Origin of the sequence: Candidatus Methylomirabilis sp. (assembly GCA_036000645.1) — a bacterium.
Taxonomy (GTDB): Bacteria; Methylomirabilota; Methylomirabilia; order Methylomirabilales; family JACPAU01; genus JACPAU01.
This window is the reverse complement of sequence record DASYVA010000043.1, coordinates 1-20,795: the sequence shown is the minus strand read 5'-3', so window position 1 is coordinate 20,795 and position 20,795 is coordinate 1. Positions and strand designations below refer to the sequence as shown.

The 20,795-nt window shown below is 68.1% G+C and carries 17 protein-coding genes; all 17 read left to right on the top strand.

Annotated features, from left to right (window positions below; all coding sequences use genetic code 11):
* On the top strand, positions 1–4,695 hold a 4,695-nt coding region (gene dnaE, locus VGT06_02495; protein ID HEV8662004.1), incomplete at its 5' end, for a DNA polymerase III subunit alpha.
* 43 nt (positions 4,696–4,738) lie between these two features.
* Positions 4,739–5,170: a hypothetical protein gene (locus VGT06_02490; protein ID HEV8662003.1), complete on the top strand. Its 432-nt coding sequence runs from the start codon at positions 4,739–4,741 to the stop codon at positions 5,168–5,170.
* 171 nt (positions 5,171–5,341) lie between these two features.
* Positions 5,342–6,310 carry an acetyl-CoA carboxylase carboxyltransferase subunit alpha gene (locus VGT06_02485; protein HEV8662002.1) on the top strand — a complete coding sequence of 323 codons (969 nt, stop codon included), beginning with the start codon at positions 5,342–5,344 and terminating at the stop codon, positions 6,308–6,310.
* 9 nt (positions 6,311–6,319) lie between these two features.
* Positions 6,320–7,099 carry a glucose 1-dehydrogenase gene (locus VGT06_02480; protein HEV8662001.1) on the top strand — a complete coding sequence of 260 codons (780 nt, stop codon included), beginning with the start codon at positions 6,320–6,322 and terminating at the stop codon, positions 7,097–7,099.
* A 5-nt stretch (positions 7,100–7,104) separates the two neighbouring features.
* The gene (locus VGT06_02475) at positions 7,105–8,100 is read left to right on the top strand and encodes an alcohol dehydrogenase catalytic domain-containing protein (protein ID HEV8662000.1); all 996 of its coding nucleotides are present in this window, start codon (positions 7,105–7,107) and stop codon (positions 8,098–8,100) included.
* On the top strand, positions 8,097–9,599 hold the full coding sequence (locus tag VGT06_02470) for an FGGY family carbohydrate kinase (protein HEV8661999.1): 1,503 nt from the start codon (positions 8,097–8,099) through the stop codon (positions 9,597–9,599). Before VGT06_02475 ends, VGT06_02470 begins: the two co-directional genes overlap by 4 nt.
* Positions 9,600–10,203: 604 nt before the next feature.
* On the top strand, positions 10,204–10,521 hold the full coding sequence (locus VGT06_02465; protein HEV8661998.1) for a hypothetical protein: 318 nt from the start codon (positions 10,204–10,206) through the stop codon (positions 10,519–10,521).
* A gap of 116 nt (positions 10,522–10,637) precedes the next feature.
* On the top strand, positions 10,638–11,555 hold the full coding sequence (locus VGT06_02460; protein HEV8661997.1) for a hypothetical protein: 918 nt from the start codon (positions 10,638–10,640) through the stop codon (positions 11,553–11,555).
* A gap of 4 nt (positions 11,556–11,559) precedes the next feature.
* On the top strand, positions 11,560–12,357 hold the full coding sequence (locus tag VGT06_02455) for a hypothetical protein (protein ID HEV8661996.1): 798 nt from the start codon (positions 11,560–11,562) through the stop codon (positions 12,355–12,357).
* A gap of 131 nt (positions 12,358–12,488) precedes the next feature.
* On the top strand, positions 12,489–13,529 hold the full coding sequence (locus VGT06_02450) for a hypothetical protein (protein HEV8661995.1): 1,041 nt from the start codon (positions 12,489–12,491) through the stop codon (positions 13,527–13,529).
* Between the two features lie 245 nt (positions 13,530–13,774).
* Positions 13,775–15,079, top strand: coding sequence for an extracellular solute-binding protein (locus VGT06_02445; protein ID HEV8661994.1), 1,305 nt, complete (start codon positions 13,775–13,777; stop codon positions 15,077–15,079).
* 94 nt (positions 15,080–15,173) lie between these two features.
* A complete protein-coding gene (locus tag VGT06_02440) occupies positions 15,174–16,109 on the top strand; it encodes a sugar ABC transporter permease (GenBank protein ID HEV8661993.1) in 936 nt (311 codons plus the stop codon).
* Entirely contained in the window at positions 16,106–16,966 is an 861-nt protein-coding gene (locus VGT06_02435) for a carbohydrate ABC transporter permease (protein ID HEV8661992.1), read from the top strand. Before VGT06_02440 ends, VGT06_02435 begins: the two co-directional genes overlap by 4 nt.
* 51 nt (positions 16,967–17,017) lie before the next feature.
* Positions 17,018–18,184, top strand: a complete 1,167-nt coding sequence (locus VGT06_02430) for an extracellular solute-binding protein (protein ID HEV8661991.1) — start codon at positions 17,018–17,020, stop codon at positions 18,182–18,184.
* A gap of 82 nt (positions 18,185–18,266) precedes the next feature.
* Positions 18,267–19,355, top strand: a complete 1,089-nt coding sequence (locus VGT06_02425; protein ID HEV8661990.1) for an ABC transporter ATP-binding protein — start codon at positions 18,267–18,269, stop codon at positions 19,353–19,355.
* Positions 19,352–20,269 (top strand): sugar ABC transporter permease, encoded by a 918-nt coding sequence (locus tag VGT06_02420; GenBank protein HEV8661989.1) that lies wholly within the window; start codon positions 19,352–19,354, stop codon positions 20,267–20,269. The genes VGT06_02425 and VGT06_02420 overlap by 4 nt, the downstream gene beginning before the upstream one ends.
* Positions 20,269–20,795, top strand: a 527-nt coding sequence (locus VGT06_02415; protein HEV8661988.1) for an ABC transporter permease, incomplete at its 3' end; no start/stop codon positions are given. The genes VGT06_02420 and VGT06_02415, both read left to right, overlap by 1 nt.

Here is a 20,795-nt window from a genome sequence, read left to right as displayed (position 1 = left end):
GCCCCCTTTGTGCACCTGCACGTCCATAGCCAGTACAGCCTGCTGGATGGGGCCTGCCATCTGGAGCGGCTGGTTCGGAAGGCGGCGCAGGAGTTCCGGATGCCGGCCCTCGCCCTGACCGACCACGGGAATCTGTTCGGTGCCATTGACTTCTACACGCAGGCGCAGAAGGAGGGGCTGAAGCCCATCGTCGGGTGCGAGCTGTACGTGGCGCCGGGGACCCGCTTTGAGAAGACCAACGTGGACGGCTCCTACGAGGGCGCGAACCACCTCACCGTCCTGGTCAAGGACCAGGCCGGCTACAAGAACCTGATCAAGCTGGTCACGGCCGGCTTCCTGGAGGGCTTCTACTACAAGCCGCGGGTAGACCGCGAGCTGCTCCAGCAGCACGCGAAGGGGCTGCTCGTCCTCTCGGGCTGCCTGAACGGCGAGGTCTGCCGGTTTCTCATGGAGGGGCAGGAGGCGAAGGCAAAGGAGACAGCCGCCTGGTACCGGGACGTCTTCGGTCCCGAGAACTACTTCATGGAGCTCCAGTGGCACGGGATCCCGGAACAGAAGACCGTGAACGAGGGGGTCATCCGGATCGCCCGGAGCCTCGGGGTCCCGCTGGTCGCCACCAACGACGTCCACTACCTGAGCGAGACCGACTTTCGGGCGCACGAGATCCTCCTCTGCATCCAGACGGGGAAGACGACCCACGACAAGGACCGGATGCGCTTCTCGGTGAACGAGTTCTACCTGAAGTCCCCGGAGCAGATGGCCGAAATCTTCCGGGACTACCCCGAGGCGCTGAAGAACACCGTCTCGGTGGCCGAGCGCTGCAACCTGGAGCTGGAGTTCGGGAAGATCCACCTGCCCCACTATCAGGCGCCGGCCGGCCAGACGCTCGACTCCTACCTGGAGGACATGGCCTGGAAGGGCCTGCGGGCCCGCTTCCCGGAGGCCGCGCCGCAGCAGGAGGAGCGCCTGAAGGCCGAGCTCGGCGTCATCCAGCGGATGGGGTACGCGGGCTACTTTCTCATCGTGTGGGATTTCATCCGGTTCGCGAAGGAGCGGGGCATCTCGGTCGGGCCGGGCCGGGGCTCGGCCGCCGGCTCGCTCGTGGCCTACGCCCTGGGCATCACGAACATTGACCCGCTCCGCTACGGGCTGCTCTTCGAGCGCTTCCTGAACCCGGAACGGGTGAGCATGCCCGACATGGACATTGACTTCTCCTACGAGCGGCGCGACGAGGTCATCAATTACGTCACGGAGAAGTACGGGAAGGACAACGTCGCCCAGATCATCACCTTCGGGACTCTCGGCGCCAAGGCGGTCATCCGGGACGTGGCCCGTGCGCTCGGGCTCCCGTACTCTGAGGCGGACAAGCTTGCCAAGATGGTTCCGACGACGCTCAACATCACCCTGGACGACGCGCTGGCCCAGAGTCCGGCGCTGGCCGAAGCGGTCCGGACCCGGCCCGAGGTGGCCGAGCTGTGGCAGGTGGCGAGGGCGCTGGAAGGCCTGACCCGGCACGCCTCGACCCACGCGGCCGGCGTGGTGATCTCCCGGGACCCCCTGACGGAGCACGTCCCCCTCTACCGCGGGGGGAAGGGCGAGATCACGACCCAGTACGCCATGGGGGCCATCGAGAAGATCGGCCTCCTCAAGATGGACTTCCTGGGCCTGCGGACGCTCACGGTCATCTCCAACACTCTGGAGCTCGTCCGGCAGGGCTACGGGACGACCGTGGACATCGAGGCCATCCCGCCGGACGACGAGAAGACCTTCCGCCTCCTGGAGGAGGCCCGCACTAACGGGGTCTTCCAGTTGGAGTCCACGGGGATGCGGGACCTGCTCCGGCGCCTGCGGCCAGGACGGCTGGAGGACGTGATCGCCCTCGTGGCCCTCTACCGGCCCGGCCCCATGGTGATGATTGATGACTTCATCGCCCGCCGGCACGGCCGGGTGAAGGTGACCTACGACCACCCGGCCCTGGAGGAGATCCTGAAGGACACCTACGGGGTCATGGTCTACCAGGAACAGGTCATGCGCATTGCCGGCGATCTGGCCGGGTTCTCCATGGGCGAGGCAGACATCTTGCGCCGGGCTATGGGCAAGAAAGATCCGGAGCTCATGGAGAAGGCGCGGAAGAAGTTTCTGGATGGCGCCAGGACCAAGAATATCCCGGCGCGGACTGCCGAGAAGATCTTTGACCTCATGGCTCAGTTCGCAGGGTACGGGTTCAACAAGTGCTTGACCGCGGACAGCCTCGTCGAGATGGCGGACGGGACCCGCAAGCCGATGACGGCCGTGGGGGCGGGGGAGACGGTCCTGACCAAGGATGGGCCGGCCCGAACGGAGGGAGTGCGGCCTAGCGGGCAACGCGCCGTCCGCCGCCTCACCTTCGCCAACGGGATGAGCTTGCGCTGCACCCCAGACCATCCACTTTTGACGCAGCGGGGATGGGTCAATGCCGAAGAGGTCACGCCACAGGATTTCGTCGCCGTGGTCCGGCAGCTCCCCTGCGGGGCAAGCTGCGTGCCGGGCCACTTTCCCGCGCTCCTAGGCTACGCGCTGAGCGAAGGGGCCCTCAACTACGGCAGGCATTTCTACCTCTACTCGAGCGACGACGCCGAGCTCGCGGACATGGCCGCGGTCCTGTCGGCCTTCGAGAACACCGTCCCCCGCCTTGACGACCACCGCCCGAAACGGCTTGGCGCATCCCTGTTTCCAAAGCGGCGAGATATTTCCCGGCCGTCGGCGGCGGTCCGGTTCCTCTTCGAGGAATGCGGGCTCCAGGGGAAGGGCGCGCTCGAGAAATTCATTCCGGCCCTGGTGGATGCCTGGGATGAGGCGGCCATTAGCGTCCTTGTGGCGAAAATGCTTCAGGGAGATGGTTGTATCCACCCGCCGACGCGAAGCGTTTTCTATGCGACCTCCTCCGAACGGCTAGCGCGGGACTTCCAGCGGCTGCTCATGAAGCTGGGGTTCACCTCGACGATCCGAATGAAATACTTCCGCTACCGGGGGACGCTCCGCCCCGGCTACACGGTGCACCTCCTGGGTGGGCGAACCGCTTTCCAGGAGTTGCGGAAGCGCGTTGGCCTCCACATGGTGGGGGCGAGGCGGGAAGCCCTCTGGCGCCTGGCCGAGGCCTCCGCGGCGCTGCCGCCCTACCTCGCCCGGGGGACGTTGGACATCGTGCCCGCCACGCTGGCCTTGGAACCTCTGCGCAAGGGAATCGGCGCTCGGTTCGGGTCCCTGAAGGCTGGCTGCCGGGCGCTCGGGCTGGCGTACCGGCTCGTCTTTGCTGATGCTGCGAAAAAGGGGATCCGACGGGATACGTTGCTCGACGTGGCCGAGCGCCTGGGCGACCAGCGCCTGCACGACCTGGCGATAGCGCCCCTCGCCTGGACCCGCTTGGTCGGCCGAGCGCCCGATGGTGAGGAAGAGACGTATGACATCTCCGTCCCTGGACCCTCCTCCTTCATCGCCAACGGGGTCGTGGTCCACAACAGCCACGCCGCGGCGTACGCGGTTGTGGCCTACGAGACCGCCTATCTGAAGGCGCACTACCCGGTCGAGTTCATGGCCGCCCTGCTCACGTCGGAAATGGCAGACACCGACAAGATCGTGAAGTACATCGAAGAGTGCCGCGCGATGGGGATCACGGTCCTGCCGCCCGACGTGAACGAGTCCGACAGCGGCTTCAAAGTCGTCGGGGACAAGATCCGCTTCGGCCTCGTGGCGGTGAAGAACGTGGGGGATCTGGCGATCCACTCCATCCTGGAGTCCCGGAAGGCCAAAGGCAAGTTCACGAGCCTCTACGACTTCTGCCAGCGCGTGGACCTGCGGCTGGTCAACAAGCGGGTGCTGGAGAGCCTCATCAAGTGCGGGGCGTTCGATTCGCTCGGCGCGCGGCGTCCCCAGCTCATGGCGACCGTGGATGCGGCGATGGAAGCCGCGTCCTCCGCCCAGCGGGACCGGGCGCAGGGGCAGGTCTCCCTCCTGGAAGTCTTCGAGGCAGCCGGCGCTCCGGCGGTCGCTGCCCCCGGCCTGCCCGAGGTCCCGGAGTGGTCCCGAGCGGAGCTCTTGGCGGCGGAGCGGGAGACGCTCGGCTTCTACATCACGGGCCACCCGCTGGCCGAGTACGATGCCGTGACGAGGCGCCTGAACGCGATCCGGATCGACGCCCTGCCGGGGCTCAAGGACAAGCAGACGGTCCGGGTCTGCGGCATCGTGAGCGCCGTGAAGGAGATCTCGACGAAGAATGGGGACCGGATGGCCTTCGTGACCGTGGAGGACCAGACCGGCTCCGTGGAGACCGTGGCCTTCCCGGACCTATACCGGGCGAAGATGCTCCACCTGGTCAAGGACGCTGCCGTCCTGGTCACGGGGCAGGTGGACATCACGGAGGATGCGGCCAAGCTGCTCCTGAGCGATGTGGAGCCGCTCGACAAGTTCCGGGGGAAGGCTCCTCAGGCCGTCCGACTTACCGTGGGGGGGCCCGCGGCCACGCCGGATGCTCTCCGACGCCTGCGCGAGCTGGTGGCCCAGCACCCAGGCTCCGCGCCCCTCACCCTGGCGCTCGAGGTGCCCGGGGGCCCTGCCCTCCTGGAGGCGGACCCGGGATGCGGCGTCGCGGCCGGGGATGCCTTCGTGGCGGCGGCGGAGGCGCTCCTCGGCCGCGGCAGCGTCCTCCTGCTCTATTAAACCTGAGCTGCTGCCGCCGATCGCTCGCGGCCACTCCTTTGCCGTGGCGGGTGGTTCGGCTATCCTGAGGGCAACCTTAGCTCCCCAAAATCAAGAACAAATGAATAAGACGCACCTAGCTTTGGTTGGAGTTGTCTTCTTAGTGGTGACCGTTGGGGTATTTCTGCTTTGGTTGGAAGGAGCACGTCACAGGCAGATCGTCCAGAAATGTAAGACACTACGACTGGGAATGACGGAACACGAAATCATTGCTGTTTTAGGACAACCTGCGAGAAAAGCAACAGAGAAACAGGCGAATACTATAATCGAGAGACTTTTCTTCGAACCATCGGGGATCATGCCGAATGTTGCTGCGCAATCGGTGCTCTGCGAAATCAACGTATCTACTAAACGTGCGGTACGGATTATTTGCGATGAGGATTTTCATCTACGGAATGGCGAAACACAAGGGCTCGAGAAGAAAGGGTCTAATTAGGGCTGCTGGTAACCCGAACAGGAACGAACTTAGGAGGCTGCCTTTTCGGAGCCACCTCTTTGCCGGGGCAGCCTTTTCCGCTATGCTGAGCCGGCCTGGCGGTGCCCTCCTCGGGGCCGCGCCGATAGTGTCCGGTTCGCCTCGCTAGCCCTCGCGCTGAAGGAGGCGGCCATGTTCGCCCTCGACTTCGAGCGCCCGATCCTGGAGCTGGAGGCCAAGCTCCGGGAGCTGCAGGAGATGTCCACCGGGGAGAAGGTGGACTTCTCCGACGAGATCCGGAAGCTGGAGAAAAAGATCGCCAAGCTCCAAACCGACACCCTGGCCAAGCTCACCCCCTGGCAGCGCTGCCAGATCGCCCGGCACCCGAACCGCCCCTTCACCATGGACTACATCAAGGCGTTCATCACCGACTTCGTGGAGATCCACGGGGACCGGGCCTTCGCCGACGACAAGGCCGTCATCGCGGGCCTGGGCCGCCTGAACGGCATCGCGGTGGTGATCATCGGCCAGCAGAAGGGGCGGGACACCAAAGAGAAGATCATGCGCAACTTCGCCATGGCCAACCCCGAGGGGTACCGGAAGGCCCTCCGGGCGATGAAGCTGGCGGAGAAGTTCGGCAAGCCGGTGATCTCGTTCGTGGACACCCCGGGGGCCTACCCGGGGCTGGGGGCGGAGGAGCGGGGCCAGGCGGAGGCCATCGCCCGCAACCTCCGGGAGATGGCGGAGCTCCGGGCGCCCATCGTCGTGGCCGTGACGGGGGAAGGGGGGAGCGGCGGCGCGCTCGGGATCAGCGTCGGGGACAGCCTCCTGATGCTCGAGTACGCCATCTACTCCGTCATCTCCCCGGAGGGATGCGCGAGCATCCTCTGGCGGGACCCGGCCAAGGCCCCGGACGCAGCGGAAGCGCTGGGGCTCACGGCGCAGATCCTGAAACGCCTGGAAATCATTGACGAGATCGTGCCCGAGCCAATCGGCGGGGCACACCGGAACCCGGCGGAGATGGTCGAGACGTTGCGCGAGGTCCTGACCCGGGAGGTCCAGCGCCTCCGCCAGATCCCGATCGATGACCTCCTGGAGCAGCGCTACCGGAAGTTCCGCCGGATGGGGGTCTTTGAGGAGGCCGAGCGCGCTGGAACCTAGGAGAGGAGCATGCGCCTGGACGGGAAGGCGGCCATCGTGACCGGGGCGGGCCAGGGGATCGGGCGGGCGATTGCCCTCGCGTTCGCCCGGGAGGGGGCGGACGTCCTGGTGGCGGAGGTGAACCCGGAGACCGGGGCCCGAACGGCCGCGGCGGTTCAGGCGCTGGGGCGCAAGGGCCTCGCCACCACGACCGACGTCGCGCGCCCCGACCAGATCGAGGCGATGGTGGAGACCGCCGGGCGCACGTTCGGGCATCTGGACATTCTGGTGAACAACGCCGGGGTGCTGAAGGTCCAGGACCTCTTCGCCCTCAGCGAGGCCGACTGGGACCGGACCTTTGCCGTCAATGCGAAGGGACCCTTCTTCTGTCTCCAGGCCGCGGCCCGCCGGATGCGGCAGCAGGGAGGCGGGGTCATCGTGAACATCGCCTCCATCGCCGGGCGGGCGGGGAGACCCATCATGGTGGACTACGCCGCCACCAAGGCCGCCGTGATCAGCATCACCCGGTCGGCCGCGATCGCGCTGGCCCCCCACCGGATCCGGGTGAACGCGGTCTGCCCCGGCATGGTGGATACGGCCATGTGGGAGCACATTGACGAGGTCTGGGGGATGCAGATGCAGGGGCTCCCGAAGGGGGAGCAGATGCGGCGGCGCCTGAAGATGGTCCCGCTCGGCCGGATGGAGCAGCCGGAGGACGTAGCGAAGGCGGTGGTCTTCCTGGCCTCGGACGAGGCGGAGTACGTCACCGGCCAGGCCTTCAACGTCTGCGGCGGCCTGGAGATGGACTGAGCCGGATGCGGGCGACGGTCTGGCACGGCGGGGAGAAGCTCACCCTCGAGGAGCGCCCGGTCCCGACGCCGGCGGCGAACGAGGTCCTGATCAAGGTCGCGGCCTGCGGGATCTGCGGGACCGACGTCCACATCATCGAGGACAAGTTCCCCCTCTACCCCCCGCCCCGGGTGATCGGTCACGAGTACACGGGCACGGTGGCCGCGGTCGGGGCCCGCGTGCGGAAGGTCCGGCCGGGCGACCGGGTCGTGGTGGAGCCGGGGTACACCTGCGGGGACTGCTACTTCTGCCGGCAGGGCCGCGAGAATCTCTGCGAGCAACGGATCGTCCACCCGGGGGGCTTCGCCGAGTACACCTGCGTCCCGGAGCGCCTCGTCCACCTCCTCCCGGCGGGCGTCTCGTTTGAGATGGGGTCGCTCGCGGAGCCGCTCGCGTGCGCGCTCCGGGCCTGGGACCTGGCGGCTGCGGCTTCGGGTGCCCACGTCGGGATCCTGGGGGGCGGGGCGGTGGGGTTACTCCTCACGCAACTCGCGCTCCACTCGGGCGCCGTGAAGGTCGTCCTCTCGGAGCCGCGGGAGCACCGCCGCGCCGTGGCCAAGATGCTCGGCGCCGTGGCGGTGGACGGCACCCGCGAGGACCTCCCGGCCATCCTGCAGGCCGAGACCGGGGGGCTCGGCCCCGAGATCATCTTCGACGCGGTCGGAAACCCCACCCTCCTCACCCAAGCACTCGAGCTGGTCCAGCGGGGCGGCACGGTCGTGGAGGTGGGGGTGGCGGATCCGGCCGCCGTGGCCAGCTTCCGGCCCTACCTGCTCTTCGAGAAGGAGCTCACGATCCGGGGCTCCCACATGCGCCCCTACACCTTCCACCGGGCGGTCCGCTGGCTGACCCGCCTCACCCTCGCCCCCCTCCTGGGCCTGGAGTTCCGCCTCGAGGAGACGCTCGAGGCGATCCGGAGCCAGCGGGCCGGGAAGGGGATCAAGCTCGTGGTGAAGCCGTGAGGGATGGCCCCGCCATCCTCACCCTGGACCTCGGCACCTCCTCCTGCAAGGCCAGCCTCTGGAACGCCTCCGGCGCGCTCCTCGCGGCCGCCGACGAGAGCTACCCGACCCACCACCCTCACCCGGATTGGGCGGAGCAGCACGCGGAGGACTGGTGGCGCGCCGCCTGCGGCGCAGCGCACCGGTGCCTCGCGCAGCATCCGGGTGGCGAGAAGGGCATCGCGGCCATCGGCCTCTCCTCCCAGCGGGAGGGGGTGGTGCCGGTGGCGCGGGACGGGCGGGCGCTCGGCCCCTGCATCATCTGGATGGACCGGCGCTCCCGTGGGGAGACGGAGACCCTGGTTGCGGAGTTCGGACCCGCCCGCCTCCACGATGTCACCGGGATGATCCCGGACCCCACCTTCACGGCCACCAAGCTTCTCTGGCTCAAGACCCACGCTCCCGAGGCCCTCGGGGCCGCCGCCTTCCTGCAGCCCCGAGACTACCTCTACTTCCGCCTGACCGGAGCCCTCCTCACCGACTACACTCTCGCCTCCCGGACCATGATGTTCGACATCCGGGCCCGCACCTGGTGGATGCCCATGCTGGACCGCCTCGGGGTCCGGCAGGAGCAGCTCCCGCCGCTCTACGCTTCCACCGAGGCGCCGTTCCGCTTGGAATGGGAGGGGGCCTCTGCCCTCGGCCTTCCGCCGGGCGTTCCCGTCGCCGTCGGCGCGGGGGATCGGCCCTGCGAGGTTCTCGGTGCCGCCGTCGCCGGCAAGCGCGTCATGGAGTCCACGGGCACGGCGACCAACGTCTCCATGGTCATCCAGGCGGTCCCGTCGGTCCTGGAGATCTCCCCCTGCTCCATTCATGCCCTCCCCGGGCGCTGGCTGCTCGAGATGGGCATCATCACCACCGCCTCGGTCCTCCGCTGGTTCCGGGAGCTGGCGGGGCTCCCGCCGGAGGGGATGGAGACGCTCGAGGCCGAGGCGGCCAAGAGCCCCCCCGGGGCCCGGGGGCTCGTGGCGCTCCCGTTCTTCATGGGGGCCCGCTCGGTCCGCCTGAACCCCGACGCCCGGGGGGCTCTGATCGGCCTCAGCCTGGGCCACGGGCGGGGGGACATCGCCCGGGCCATCATGGAGGGGGTGGCCTTCGAGGTGGGGGCGTGCCTCCGCGGGCTGCAGGGCATGGGGCACGCGGTGGAGGAGGTGCGGGTGTTAGGCGGCGGGGCCCGCTCCGATCTCTGGTGCCAGATCAAAGCAGATGTGCTGGGCCTCTCCCTGGCCCGGCTCCGCCACACGGAGGCCGCCTCGGTCGGTGCAGCCCTTCTGGCCGGGGCCGCCATTGGTCTGGTGACGGATCCCGAGGCGGCGGCCGAGGCCTGGAACCCGGTCCAGGTGACCTTCACGCCGCGCTCCGAGGCCCACCGGGCCTACGCCGCCCCCGCGCGCCTCTTCGAGGACTGCTACGGGGCGCTTGCTCCGCTTTTCGGCCGCGTCGCAGCCGGCCAGCACTGAATTCCCTCCCCCTCCTGCCTGCCGGTGTCCGCATCCGACCCTGACGCCCGGGCGGCATGGGTAGGCCGGTCCGCCTGATCGCCGGCACCCCTGTGTCGTCTCCCCAGGGCGGGGCGGCTCCCCCCACCCGCTGCGATGCGTCCCCCCGGGCAGCCCCGGGGGCTCAACCTTCCGGGATCCAAGTACCTTGAGGAGCCTGCGGCAGCGGGTCTCGGGGGGGTGCTCGAAGAACCACTTCCGCCGCCGCAGTGGAAAAAAGTAACAGGAGGTCCTCTTCATCCTGATTCGCTGAGGGGTTAGGGCCCGAAGCCCCCGGCGGAATGGGCGCTCCCGCCGCCGGGCGGACTCTCCCTTCGGAACGGAAGTTGCAATCCATCCGGACCGCCTCCGCTCCGTGCCCAGAAACCGTCGGGGCGCACGCCTTCCAGGCCCGATCGGGGACCCCCTCCGGGCCGGTTGGGGGGCATGACGTGCACGGCATCGGAGGGGCCGAGGACGGCCGCGCACCCATCGCCCCGACGGCGGCCGGCGCCAGTAGCGACGGGCTCCCTATGCGCCTCACAGGTCCGGGAAGATAGCGACACCGAAGGGAAGGAGTCGAACGATGCTCAAGGACGCCGAGGTCAAGCGAATCATCGAGGCGATCGCCGAGTACAGGGAGCTCGTCCAGCAATCCAGCAATATGCGCGATCAGCTGGAATCGCTCCAGAAGCGCTGGAATTCGCTGAGACAGGATCGGGACCATCTCCGGAGCAGCCTCGACACGATCCACCAGGCCCTTTCGCAGGTGAAGGTCGAGTACCAGTCGCTGATGAAGAACATCACCGACCTGTCCGCCACCGAGGATGCGGTCCTGGACAACATGAAGTTCCTGGTGGATGAGCTGAATTCCATCCTCAGCAAGCACGACGGCAACGAATAGGACCCCTACCCATGAACAGATGGAAAGGCACACGAACTCCCTTTGCCGATGAGAGCCGGATCCTGACTGAAGGCCAGAAAGACGGGGAGAGAAACATCCCGGAGATGAGCTCGTATATGCCTGCCCAGTTCGAGCAGGCCCTGATCGCGCACGGGGAACAGGAGGTCCACCGGACATACGAGAGGGCCTCGCTCCGGATCGCGAAGCTCCTCCCCCTCTTCCAGACCCTCCACAAGCATTTCACGGACCTGGAAGGCCGTCTCCAGGCGCTCGTCGAGCGCTATACCGTGCGGAAGAAGGAGCTTGGCCGCGAGGTGATGGCCCCGTTTCCGTATAAGTACCATGTGGCGCTGATCCTGTTCCTGGGCATCGGCGAGTTTCCCTTGAACACGATCGTGTTCCGCCTGTTCGGCGAGGCCGAGTACCTGACCTATGTCATGGCGTCCACCCTCGCCATCACCATCCCGCTCCTCGGGCTGTTCATCGGCGTCCACCTGCGGCAGTCGGCTCCGCGGATCGCCGGCAACATCGTGGTGGGGATGTTCATTCCCCTCTCGGTGGGCGCGGCGCTCGTTGCGGTCAGTATGCTCCGGAATACTTACATCTCCTCGCAAATGGCCTCGAGCACGGGGGTCGTGGGGGACCAGCAGCAGCTCGCCTATGCGCTGTTCGCCCTCAACGCCCTCGTGTTCTGCGGGGCTGTCGTGAGCGCGTTCTTCGCCCACGACCCGGACGAGAAGTTGAACCAGTGCCGCAGCTCGCTCATGCGTCTCGATCGGAGGAGAAACGCGATCCGGAAGAAGCTCTACCAGATCGGCACGAAGGTCAACGGGGAGATCAAACAGGCCAAGAGCCGGATCGAACAGATCAGGGCTGCAACCAATCAGAACGTTGCCCTGTACCGTCAGACCAACCTGCGGTTCCGCCGGCTCCTGCCGCCGCCCACCTTCAGGAAGACCCCGGAGTTCCCGAAGTTGGAGTGGTGGCCGGAGGTGGCGGTGGACGGGATCAGGGACCAGCGGGAAGGCGGGTGATCTCGTGTCTCCTCTGCGCGTGACCGGCTGCCTCCTCGTCCTTGCGATCTACGGGGTCCTCCTGACGGCGGGCTGTACCCCCACCTCGCAGGCCGGGCCGGACCGCGGGACGGCGATCGTCATCTTCGTGGACTTTTCCCAGAGCATCCGGAGTGAGACCCGGGCGTTGTTCCGGCAGGATATCGAGAGCCGCATCATCCCCTCCCTTTCGCCGGGGGATAGACTGCTGATCGCTTCCATCAGCGACAAGACCCTCACCGAATTCCGTCCACTCGTCGAAGCGACCTTCCCGCCGAGGCCCTCGTTCAACGGATTTTTCGACAACGTCCTGAACCACAACCGCAAGGTCAAGGAGATCGACGCGCAGGCCGGCCGCCTGCGGGAAGAGATGGCGGCTCAGGTGGCGGACGTGTTCGGCAGACGGCTCGGCAGCCCGCAGACCGACATTTTCAGTTCTCTCGTCCTCGCCCAGAAGCTCTTCCACGACGAGCCGAGACGCAAGGTTCTGGTCCTCATGTCCGACATGATCGAGGATCTTCCGCCCTATCGTTTCGAACAGATCAAATGGAATCCCGCCACGCACCAGAAGATCCTCACGGAGTTGGCCGAGCGAGGGTTGATGCCCGACCTCTCGAGCGTGTGCGTCTACGTGTCGGGGGCATCCGCGCAATCGGCCGATACGGCCGGGCAGATCGGCGACTTCTGGCGGACGTACTTCGAGCGCTCGAAGGCCGACATGGACCCGAGCCGCTATGCGCACGTCCTCCTGCACTGGCCCCCGCCGAAGACCTGCGGTGTTTAGAGAGGCTACGATCGAGCCGCCACAGGCGTGATGTCCTCCGCAATCTCCGGTCACGTCCGCCCGCGTTTGCCAGAATTCCCTTGACAGTTTCCGACCATCGGTAAACAGTTAGGGCCGCCAAGGAGGCCGCAATGCCGCTTCGCCGCCCGGGGCGCGGGTCTCGCGCCCCTTTTGATTCCAGAAGTTATCTCCCATTCGATCTCTTTGCGGCCGTCACCGATGCCAGGGTGGACCGCCCCGATATCGTCCGGGAGGAGGCAGAGAAGCGGCAGCGCCGCAACCGCCTGACGGAGAACGGCCGCCTGGTGATCCTCGCCGCGGACCATCCGGCCCGGATGGTCGTCCACACGAAGGGGGACCCCCTGGGCCTCGCCAACCGGCACGACTATCTGGCCCGGATCGTCCGGGCCCTGACGGCCCCCGGGGTGGACGGGGTCATGGGCACCCCGGACATCCTGGAGGAGCTTCTCCTCCTGAGCCGGCTGGTGCGGGAGCGGGGCGGCCGGCCCTTCCTGGATTTCAAGCTCCTGGTGGGCTCCATGAACCGGGGCGGGTTGGCGGGGACGGTCTTCGAGCTGGAGGACCGCTTCACCGCCTACACGGTGGACCGGCTGGTGGCGCTCCGGCTGGATGGGGGCAAGCTCATGTTCCGCCTGGACCCCCGGGCACCCGAAGCGGGACGGACCCTCGGGTGGTGCGCCGAGGCGCTGCGAGATCTGGCGGCGCGGCGCCTGCCCGCCTTCCTCGAGCCCCTGATGGTGAAGCGGGAGCGGGGGCGCTACGTGGCCTCGCGCAACCCCGCGGATGTGGCGAAGGTGGTGAGCGTGGCCGCCGCCCTGGGGGACAGCAGCCTGGGGCTGTGGCTGAAGGTTCCCCCCACCCGGCAGTTTGTCCGCGTGGCGCAGGCCACGACCTGTCCCCTCCTGCTCCTGGGGGGCGAGGCGAGCGGGAACCCCATGGCGGTCCTCCGCGAGATCCACCAGGCGATGGAGGCGGGTTCGAACGTCCGGGGCGCCCTCATCGGGCGGAACGTGCTCCACCCCGGGAAGGAGGACCCCCGGGCGATGGCGGCGGCCGTGGCCGCCCTGGTCCACGATAAGGTGGCGCCGGCGAAGCTGGGCCCGGTCCTGGCGGCGGCGCGGGGCGTGGACCCGGTCCTGGCTCCGGGCTAAGCCCGCCGGGTCCTCGGGACCCCTCTTGACAGCCCCTCCAATCCCGACTAGAGTCCGATTCCCCGAACCAGCAAATTCCCCCGTCCGGTCCCCGGGAGGCAGGATGTCCCTGGATCGGGTGTCTGGACAGCCGTGGCGTGCCCTCGTTGGTCATGCGGATGGTCTGCGGGGTCGTTCGTGCGTCCGGGAGGCACGCGGGTGAGCCGCCGGTCATGCGGAGGCGAGCGTGTGGAGGAGGGTGAGTGATGGATGAGCGTTGGGCACTGTCGCGTCGGCAGTTTCTTCGGACCCTGGCCGCCTCTGGGGCGGTAGCGGCGACCGACCTCGCCTGGTGGGAGGAGCCGTTCCTCTCCCCGGGGAGGGCGTACGGTGCCAGCCCCGTCCGCTTCCAGTTCAGCGTGCCCGAGCCGAAGCGGACCGCGCTGGTGGAGTCCCTCGTCGAGCGGTTCAACAAGTCCCAGTCAGACGTCGAGGTGAAGGTCGAGTTCGTGCCGCAGGCCCAGGCGCGGCAGAAGCTTATCACCGCCATCACGGCCGGGACTCCCCCCGACTGCTGCCAGGTCTGGGACAACTGGGTGGGCGAGCTCGAGGGGATGGGGGCCGTCGAGGACCTCACCGGCCGGGTGAAGGACTGGAAGCACTACAAGGACACGCTCCCGATCGCCTGGCAGACCGTCACGGTGAAGGGACGGATCCTCTCCTTCCCGTGGGTCGTGACGAACGACTCCCTCTACTACCGGACGGACCGGCTGAAGGAGTACGGGCTCAAGGTGCCGAGCGAGGACTGGACCTGGGATGACTTCCTCGCGCTGGCCAAGGGATTCACCCGGGTGGACCGGAACCAGTACGGCTTCGGGATGCGCGGGCAGGGGACCTGGGCGGTCCTCTACGCCACCGAGTTCATGTACGGCAACGGCGCCCGGGTCCTGAAGGACGGGACGGTCGCGATCAACTCGAAGGAAGCCGTCGCGGGGCTCGAGTGGTACCTCGACCTCTTCCGGAAGCACAAGGTGACACCGCCGAGCATGCCGACCGACGGCTGGCGCCAGATCGTCGAGGGCTTTGGCCGGGGCGTGACCAACACGTACCTGCACAACTCCGGCTCCGCGGAGGAGCAGAAGGGCTTCGTCGGGCCTCAGAACTTCGCGACGATCCCGCTCCCGATCGGGCCCGCGAAGCAGCGCGCCTCCTTCTACTTCTCCGAGACCCTCACCCTGTTCAAGCAGGCGAAGAACAAGGAGGGGGCCTGGAAGTTCCTGACCTTCCTGATGGACGACGAGCCCAAGTTCATGTACTGCAAGACCCTGGGGCTGCTGCCGGCCCGGAAGTCCATCGCGGACCGGCCCGAGTTCTCCAAGGACCCCGCCCTCGCGGGCTTCGTCAAGTCGTTCCCCTTCTCCGTCGTGAGCCCGTACCTGGCCTATCCGGGCTGGGGGGGCAAGCTGGATTCCGAAGGGGTGCCGCTCTTCCAGCAGGCGATGGTCGGGAAGATCTCCGCGAAGGAGTGTCTCGACCGGTTCGCCGAGGTCCTGACGAAGAACATGGCCTAGGCCGCTCCGCGGCCCATCTTGCGCCAACTCGCCGGCCGGAGGGGGAGCCGGCCGGCCCCCTCCGGCCGCATTGCCGCCGGGACACGAGGAACGCGTGGCGTACCCCGAGGCCACCGTCGCGGCGCCGCTGGCCCGCCCGCTCATCTCCCGCCGTACCCGAGACGTCCTGACCGGTTACGCCTACCTGATCCCCGCGGCCGTGTGCCTCGGCGGCACCATCGCCTTCCCGATCCTCAAGGCAATCCACATGAGCCTCTACCGCCATGTGCTCTTCAGGCCGCAGGAGTACGGGTTCATCGGGCTCGGGAACTACGGGCGCCTGCTGCGCGACGAGGTCTTCTGGCTCACCCTCTGGAACTCCTTCATCTGGGTGGCCGGCTCAGTCTCCCTCCAGTTCCTCGGGGGGTTCGCCGCCGCCCTGCTCCTGCACCAGGCCTTCCGCGGCCGCGCCCTCGTCCGGACCGTCACCCTGCTGCCCTGGGTCATCCCCGGGGTCGTGGTGGCGCTGGTCTGGGAGTGGCTCTACCAGCCCAACTACGGGGTGATCAATGATCTCCTCCTGCGCCTGGGCCTGCTCACCGAGCGGGTGGCCTGGCTCTCGGACCCGGCCCTCGCCATGCCGGCGGTCATCGCGACCAACGTCTGGCGCGGCGTCCCCTTCTTCGCGATCATGCTGCTGGCGGGGCTCCAGGCGATCCCGGACGAACTGTACGAGGCGGCGCTGGTGGACGGGGCGAGCGTGCTGCACCGCTTCTGGCACATCACCCTGCCCCTCCTGCGCCCCATCATTGTCGTGGCGACCGCGACCCGCATCGTCTGGACCTTCAACTACGCCGACCTGATCTTCGTCATGACCAGCGGCGGCCCCGCCAACGCGACCCAGATCACCTCCACCTACACGCTCCTCCAGGCCTACTCCGACCTGGACTTCGGATACGCCGCGACCCTGTCGGTCGTGCTCCTCGTGATCATGCTGGTCTTCACCACTGCCTACCTCCGCGTGACCCGCGGGATCGAGAGTGTCGCATGAGCGGCCGGCGGTCGGGGGACCTGGCGGAGCGGCTCCTGGGGGGCCCCGTCCTGTGGGCCGGGCTCGCCCTCCTGGTGGCGTTCGCGCTCGGGCCGTTCCTCTGGGTCTTCCTCTCCTCGCTGAAGACCCGGCAGGAACTCTACGCGACCCCGCTCCAGTACCTGCCGCGCCAGCTCACGATTGGCAACTACGTCGATGCCTGGACCTCGAAACTGACCCCCTTCAGCCGCTTCTTTGCCAATAGCCTGTGGGTCTCGTCCGTGACGATGGTGGCCACGACCGCCATCTCGGTCCTGGCGGCGTACGCCCTCGCCCGGTTCGGGTTCGGCGGGCGGCGGGTCTTCCTCCTGCTCTTCCTGGCCACCCAGATGTTCCCCGCGGTGCTCCTCATCGCGCCGCTGCTCTCCCAGTGGCATGCCCTCGGCCTGCTCGACACCTACCAGGCGCTCATCTACTCGAACTTCTCCTTCACCGTCCCGTTCACGGTCTGGATGCTGGTCGGGTATTTCGACTCCATCCCGCGCGAGCTCGAGGAGAGCGCGATGATTGACGGCTGTGGGCGCTTCGGGGCGCTCTACCGGGTGATCCTCCCCCTGGCGGCGCCCGGGATCGCGGCCACGGCGATCTTTGCCTTCGTCTCCTCCTGGAGCGAGCTCCTCTTCGCCATCACGTTCACCTCCCAGACCGAGATGCGGACTCTGTCGGCCGGCCTGCTCTTCATGGTCGGCCAGTACGAGATCCAGTGGGGCCAGCTGTCGGCCGGCGTCATCATCAGCACCGTGCCGGTGGCGGTCCTGTTCGTTTTCCTGCAGCGGCACCTGATCCATGGGCTCACGGCCGGCGCCCTGAAGGGGTGAGAGGCGCCGCATGGCGTGGGCCACCCGACGGGGAACGGGGAGGAGGGGAACATGAGGCGGCGGAGGCTCTGGCGGAGCGGCGCGCTGGCCATCGCAGTGGCCGTCGGTGCACTCGGGGTCGGCGTGGGCGGGGGGGCCGCCCAGGCGCCGATCACCGTCTCGGTCATTGACGTGGCCGGGGACCTGTCGTCCGTCCGCGACATCATCGAGAACTACGCGAAGGCCAATCCGCAGAAGGTCAAAGGGGTCACCTACCAGCGGGCCCCGGCGCCGGAGCTGCCGGCCAAGATCAAGGCCCAGCAGGACGCCGGGCGTGTGGACATCAACCTCATCCTGACCGGCCAGGACGCGGGCTCCATCCTGGTCCAGCACGGCCAGCTCGTCAGGCTCTTCCCCCAGTACGACAGGCTGTTCCCGCGGGAGGAGCTGACCGACGCCGCGAAGGTCCTCCAGGACGAGGGGGAAGGGTACCTGCTCCCCTCGGTGGTCTCCAACGGGGGCCCGGTGTTCATCTACAATCCGAGCAAAGTCAAGCAGCCGCCCCGGACGGCCGAGGAGTTCAAGGCGTGGGTGAAGGCGAACCCCGGCAAGTTCATGTACGCGCGCCCGGCGAACTCTGGCCCGGGCCGCTCGGTCCTCGCCGGGCTGCCCTACATCCTTGGCGACAGGGACCCGAAGGACCCGATGAAGGGGTGGGACAAGACCTGGGCGTTCCTGAGGGAGGTCGGGGAGTTCGTCGAGTACTACCCCACGGGAACGGGTGTCACGCTCAAGGAGTTCGCCGAGGGGACGCGCTGGATCATCGCCGGGATCATGGAGTGGGACATGAAGCCCCGGGCGGAGGGGACGATCCCCCCCGACTCCAAGATCTTCGTCCTCCCGAACACCTCCTTCGTGATTGATGGGCACTACTGGGCGATCCCGAAGGGGATCTCGCCGGCGGAGCAGGAGGTGGTCCTCGACCTGATGAGGTTCATGCGGCGGCCGGAGCAGCAGGTCCTGACCTGGAAGGCCTTCATCGGGCCGTCCATCAAGGCCGCGACGCTCGACAAGGCCCCGTCCGACATCCAGAAGCTCGTCCGCGACCACTGGCGCCCCGAGTACACCGACATGGAGAAGAAGTACAAGGTCGTGCCCCAGTTGCCGGTCAAGCAACTCGTCGGCGCGATGGACCGGTGGGACAAGGAGGTCGGGGCCCAGCGGATCAAGAAGTTTTAGCGGAGGGAGCCCCCGCCGCGGGCCCGTCCCACATCCGGTCCGCAGCGGGCGGCTGCGCCTCCCCACAGAGCCGTCGCCGGTCATGCCCGAGCAGATCGCGAGCCTCCGCTTCCGTTTGACCAAGCGGTTCGGGGTGAAGACCGTCCTGGACGACTTTGCCCTCGAGGTCCGCGGGCGGGAGTTCGTGACCTTCCTCGGCCCCTCGGGGTGCGGCAAGTCCACCGCGCTCAACCTCCTGGCAGGGCTGATCCCGCCCAGCGTGGGAGAGATCTGGCTGGACGGGGCCCGCATTGACGGGCTGCCCCCGGAGCGGCGCGGCTTCGGCATGGTCTTCCAGAACTACGCCCTCTTCCCCCACCTCACGGTGTTTCAGAACATCGCCTTCGGCCTCGAGCTCCGGGGCTGGCCGCGCGAGCGGACCGCCACGCGCGTCGGGCAGATGCTGGGGCTGGTCCAGCTCCCGGGCTTCGAGGACCGCTACCCCGGCCAGCTCTCCGGGGGGCAGCAGCAGCGGGTGGCCATCGCGCGGGCGCTGGTGATCGAGCCTCGCCTCCTGTTGCTGGACGAGCCGCTCAGCAACCTGGACGCAAAGCTCCGCCTGGAGATGCGCACGGAGATCAAGCGGCTGCACGCGGATCTGGGACTGACCTCGATCTACGTGACCCACGATCAGGCCGAGGCCCTCTCCCTCTCGGACCGGGTCGTGGTGATGCGGGACGGCCGGGCCGTGCAGGCGGGGACCCCCGCCGAGATCCACGACCGGCCCCGGGACCTCTTCGTCGCCGACTTCATGGGGTACCGCAACTTCTTCCCGCTGACGGTGACCGGGGCGGAGGCGGACGGCACGGTGCTGGGCCGGGGCGGGCCGCTGATGCTGGCGGGCCGCGCGGCGGTGCCGCTTGCTCCAGGGGCCACCGGGGTCGCCGCCGTCCGGCCCGAGGACGTGACGGTCACCGGGGACCCGCCCGGCCCGAACGTGCTGCGGGGGCGGGTCCGGCTGATAGAGTACCTGGGACGGGAGTACGACCTCGAGGTGGTCCTGGAGTCGGGGCAAGCGGTCAAGGCCCGGGTCGCGGAGCCGGTGGCGGTGGGCACCACCGTCGGCCTCCGCCTGCCCGCCGAGCGGGTGGTCATCCTGCCGTCTGAGGACGGCGCGGGAGGTGGCGGGTGAGGGCGGAGACCCCGGCGGTAGCGACGCCTTTCGCGCAGGTCCGGCCGGTGTCGCGGCTGGACGGAGCCGGCCTCCCCCTGCTCCTTCCGTCGGTTCTGTACCTCCTCGTGATGTTCGTCTACCCCTTCTGCTACGGCGTCTTCCTCTCCCTCCGCCCCGCGAAGGGAGAGGGCGGGCTGTCGCTCGCCAACTACCTGGCTTTTTTCTTCGATCCTTGGCAGGCGCGGACGATCTGGGTCACCCTCTCCCTCGCCGTCCCGAACACCGTGCTCACCGTTGTGCTCGCCCTGGGCGTCGCCTACGTGATGCGGCGGGGGATCTGGCTCGAGCGCACCATCACCACGCTGCTCGTCTTCCCCATCGCCCTGGGGACAGTGCTGGTGGCCCAGGGGATCAACGGCTTCTACGGGCCGAAGGGGTGGCTGAACCAGGTCCTGGTGGCGGCCGGCCTCCCGGAGCCCCTCCGGCTCACCCACAACTACACGGGCGTGATGATCGCCCTGTTCGTCCAGCATTTCCCATTCTGCTTTCTGCTGCTGCTGGGGTACATCTCGGGCATCGACCCGGCAATCGAGCACGCGGCGCGCGTGCTGGGCGCCCGCCCCTGGGACGTCTTCCGGCGGGTCCTGTGGCCCCTCATTGCGCCGGGGGCGGCGATCGCCTTCGCCCTGGTCTTCGTCATGAACTTCGGGGTCTTCCCCTCCGCGGTCCTCGTCGGCCAACCGGCCGGCGCGACGCGGACGATCGCGATTGCCGCCTACCAGCAGGCCTTCGAGCACTACGATATGTCCATGGCCTCGGCCATCGCCGTGGTGATGGGCGTCTGCCAGCTCGTGGGGCTGCTGATCGTCCTGCTCCTCCGGGGGCGGCTGGCGGCGACGGGGGTGGCGACCATGGGGGCGGGGAAGCGCTGATGCGGGGGCAAGCCTGGCGGCTGGGGGTCTTCCTCTTCGTCATCGGGTTCGTCCTGAACCTGGTGGGCATCGTCGGCCACGTCGCGGTCTCCTCGGTCGCCAAGCGCTGGTTCACCACCCCGTTCCCGCCGGCCTGGACGACCGACTGGTACGCCTACGCCTGGCGCGAGTTCCAGCTGCCCCAGGTGCTGGTGGTCACGGTGACGGTCGCGCTCACCGTGACCGCCCTGGCCCTCGTCCTCGGCTTTCCCGCGGCGTACCTGTTGGCCCGGCACGACCTGCGGGCGAAGCCGGCCCTGCTGCTGCTCTACTTCCTGCCGCTCCTCGTGCCCCAGATGACCTACGGCATCCCGCTGGCCACCACGCTCTATCGCTATCGGATCGGCGGCACGATCTACGGGGTGATCCTCGCCAACCTGGTCCCCATGCTGCCGCTCGCGATCTTCGTGCTGTTGCCGTTCTTCGAGCAGATCAGCGTGAGCCTGGAGTGGGCGGCCCGCGTGCACGGGGCCAGCCGGCTCCAGGT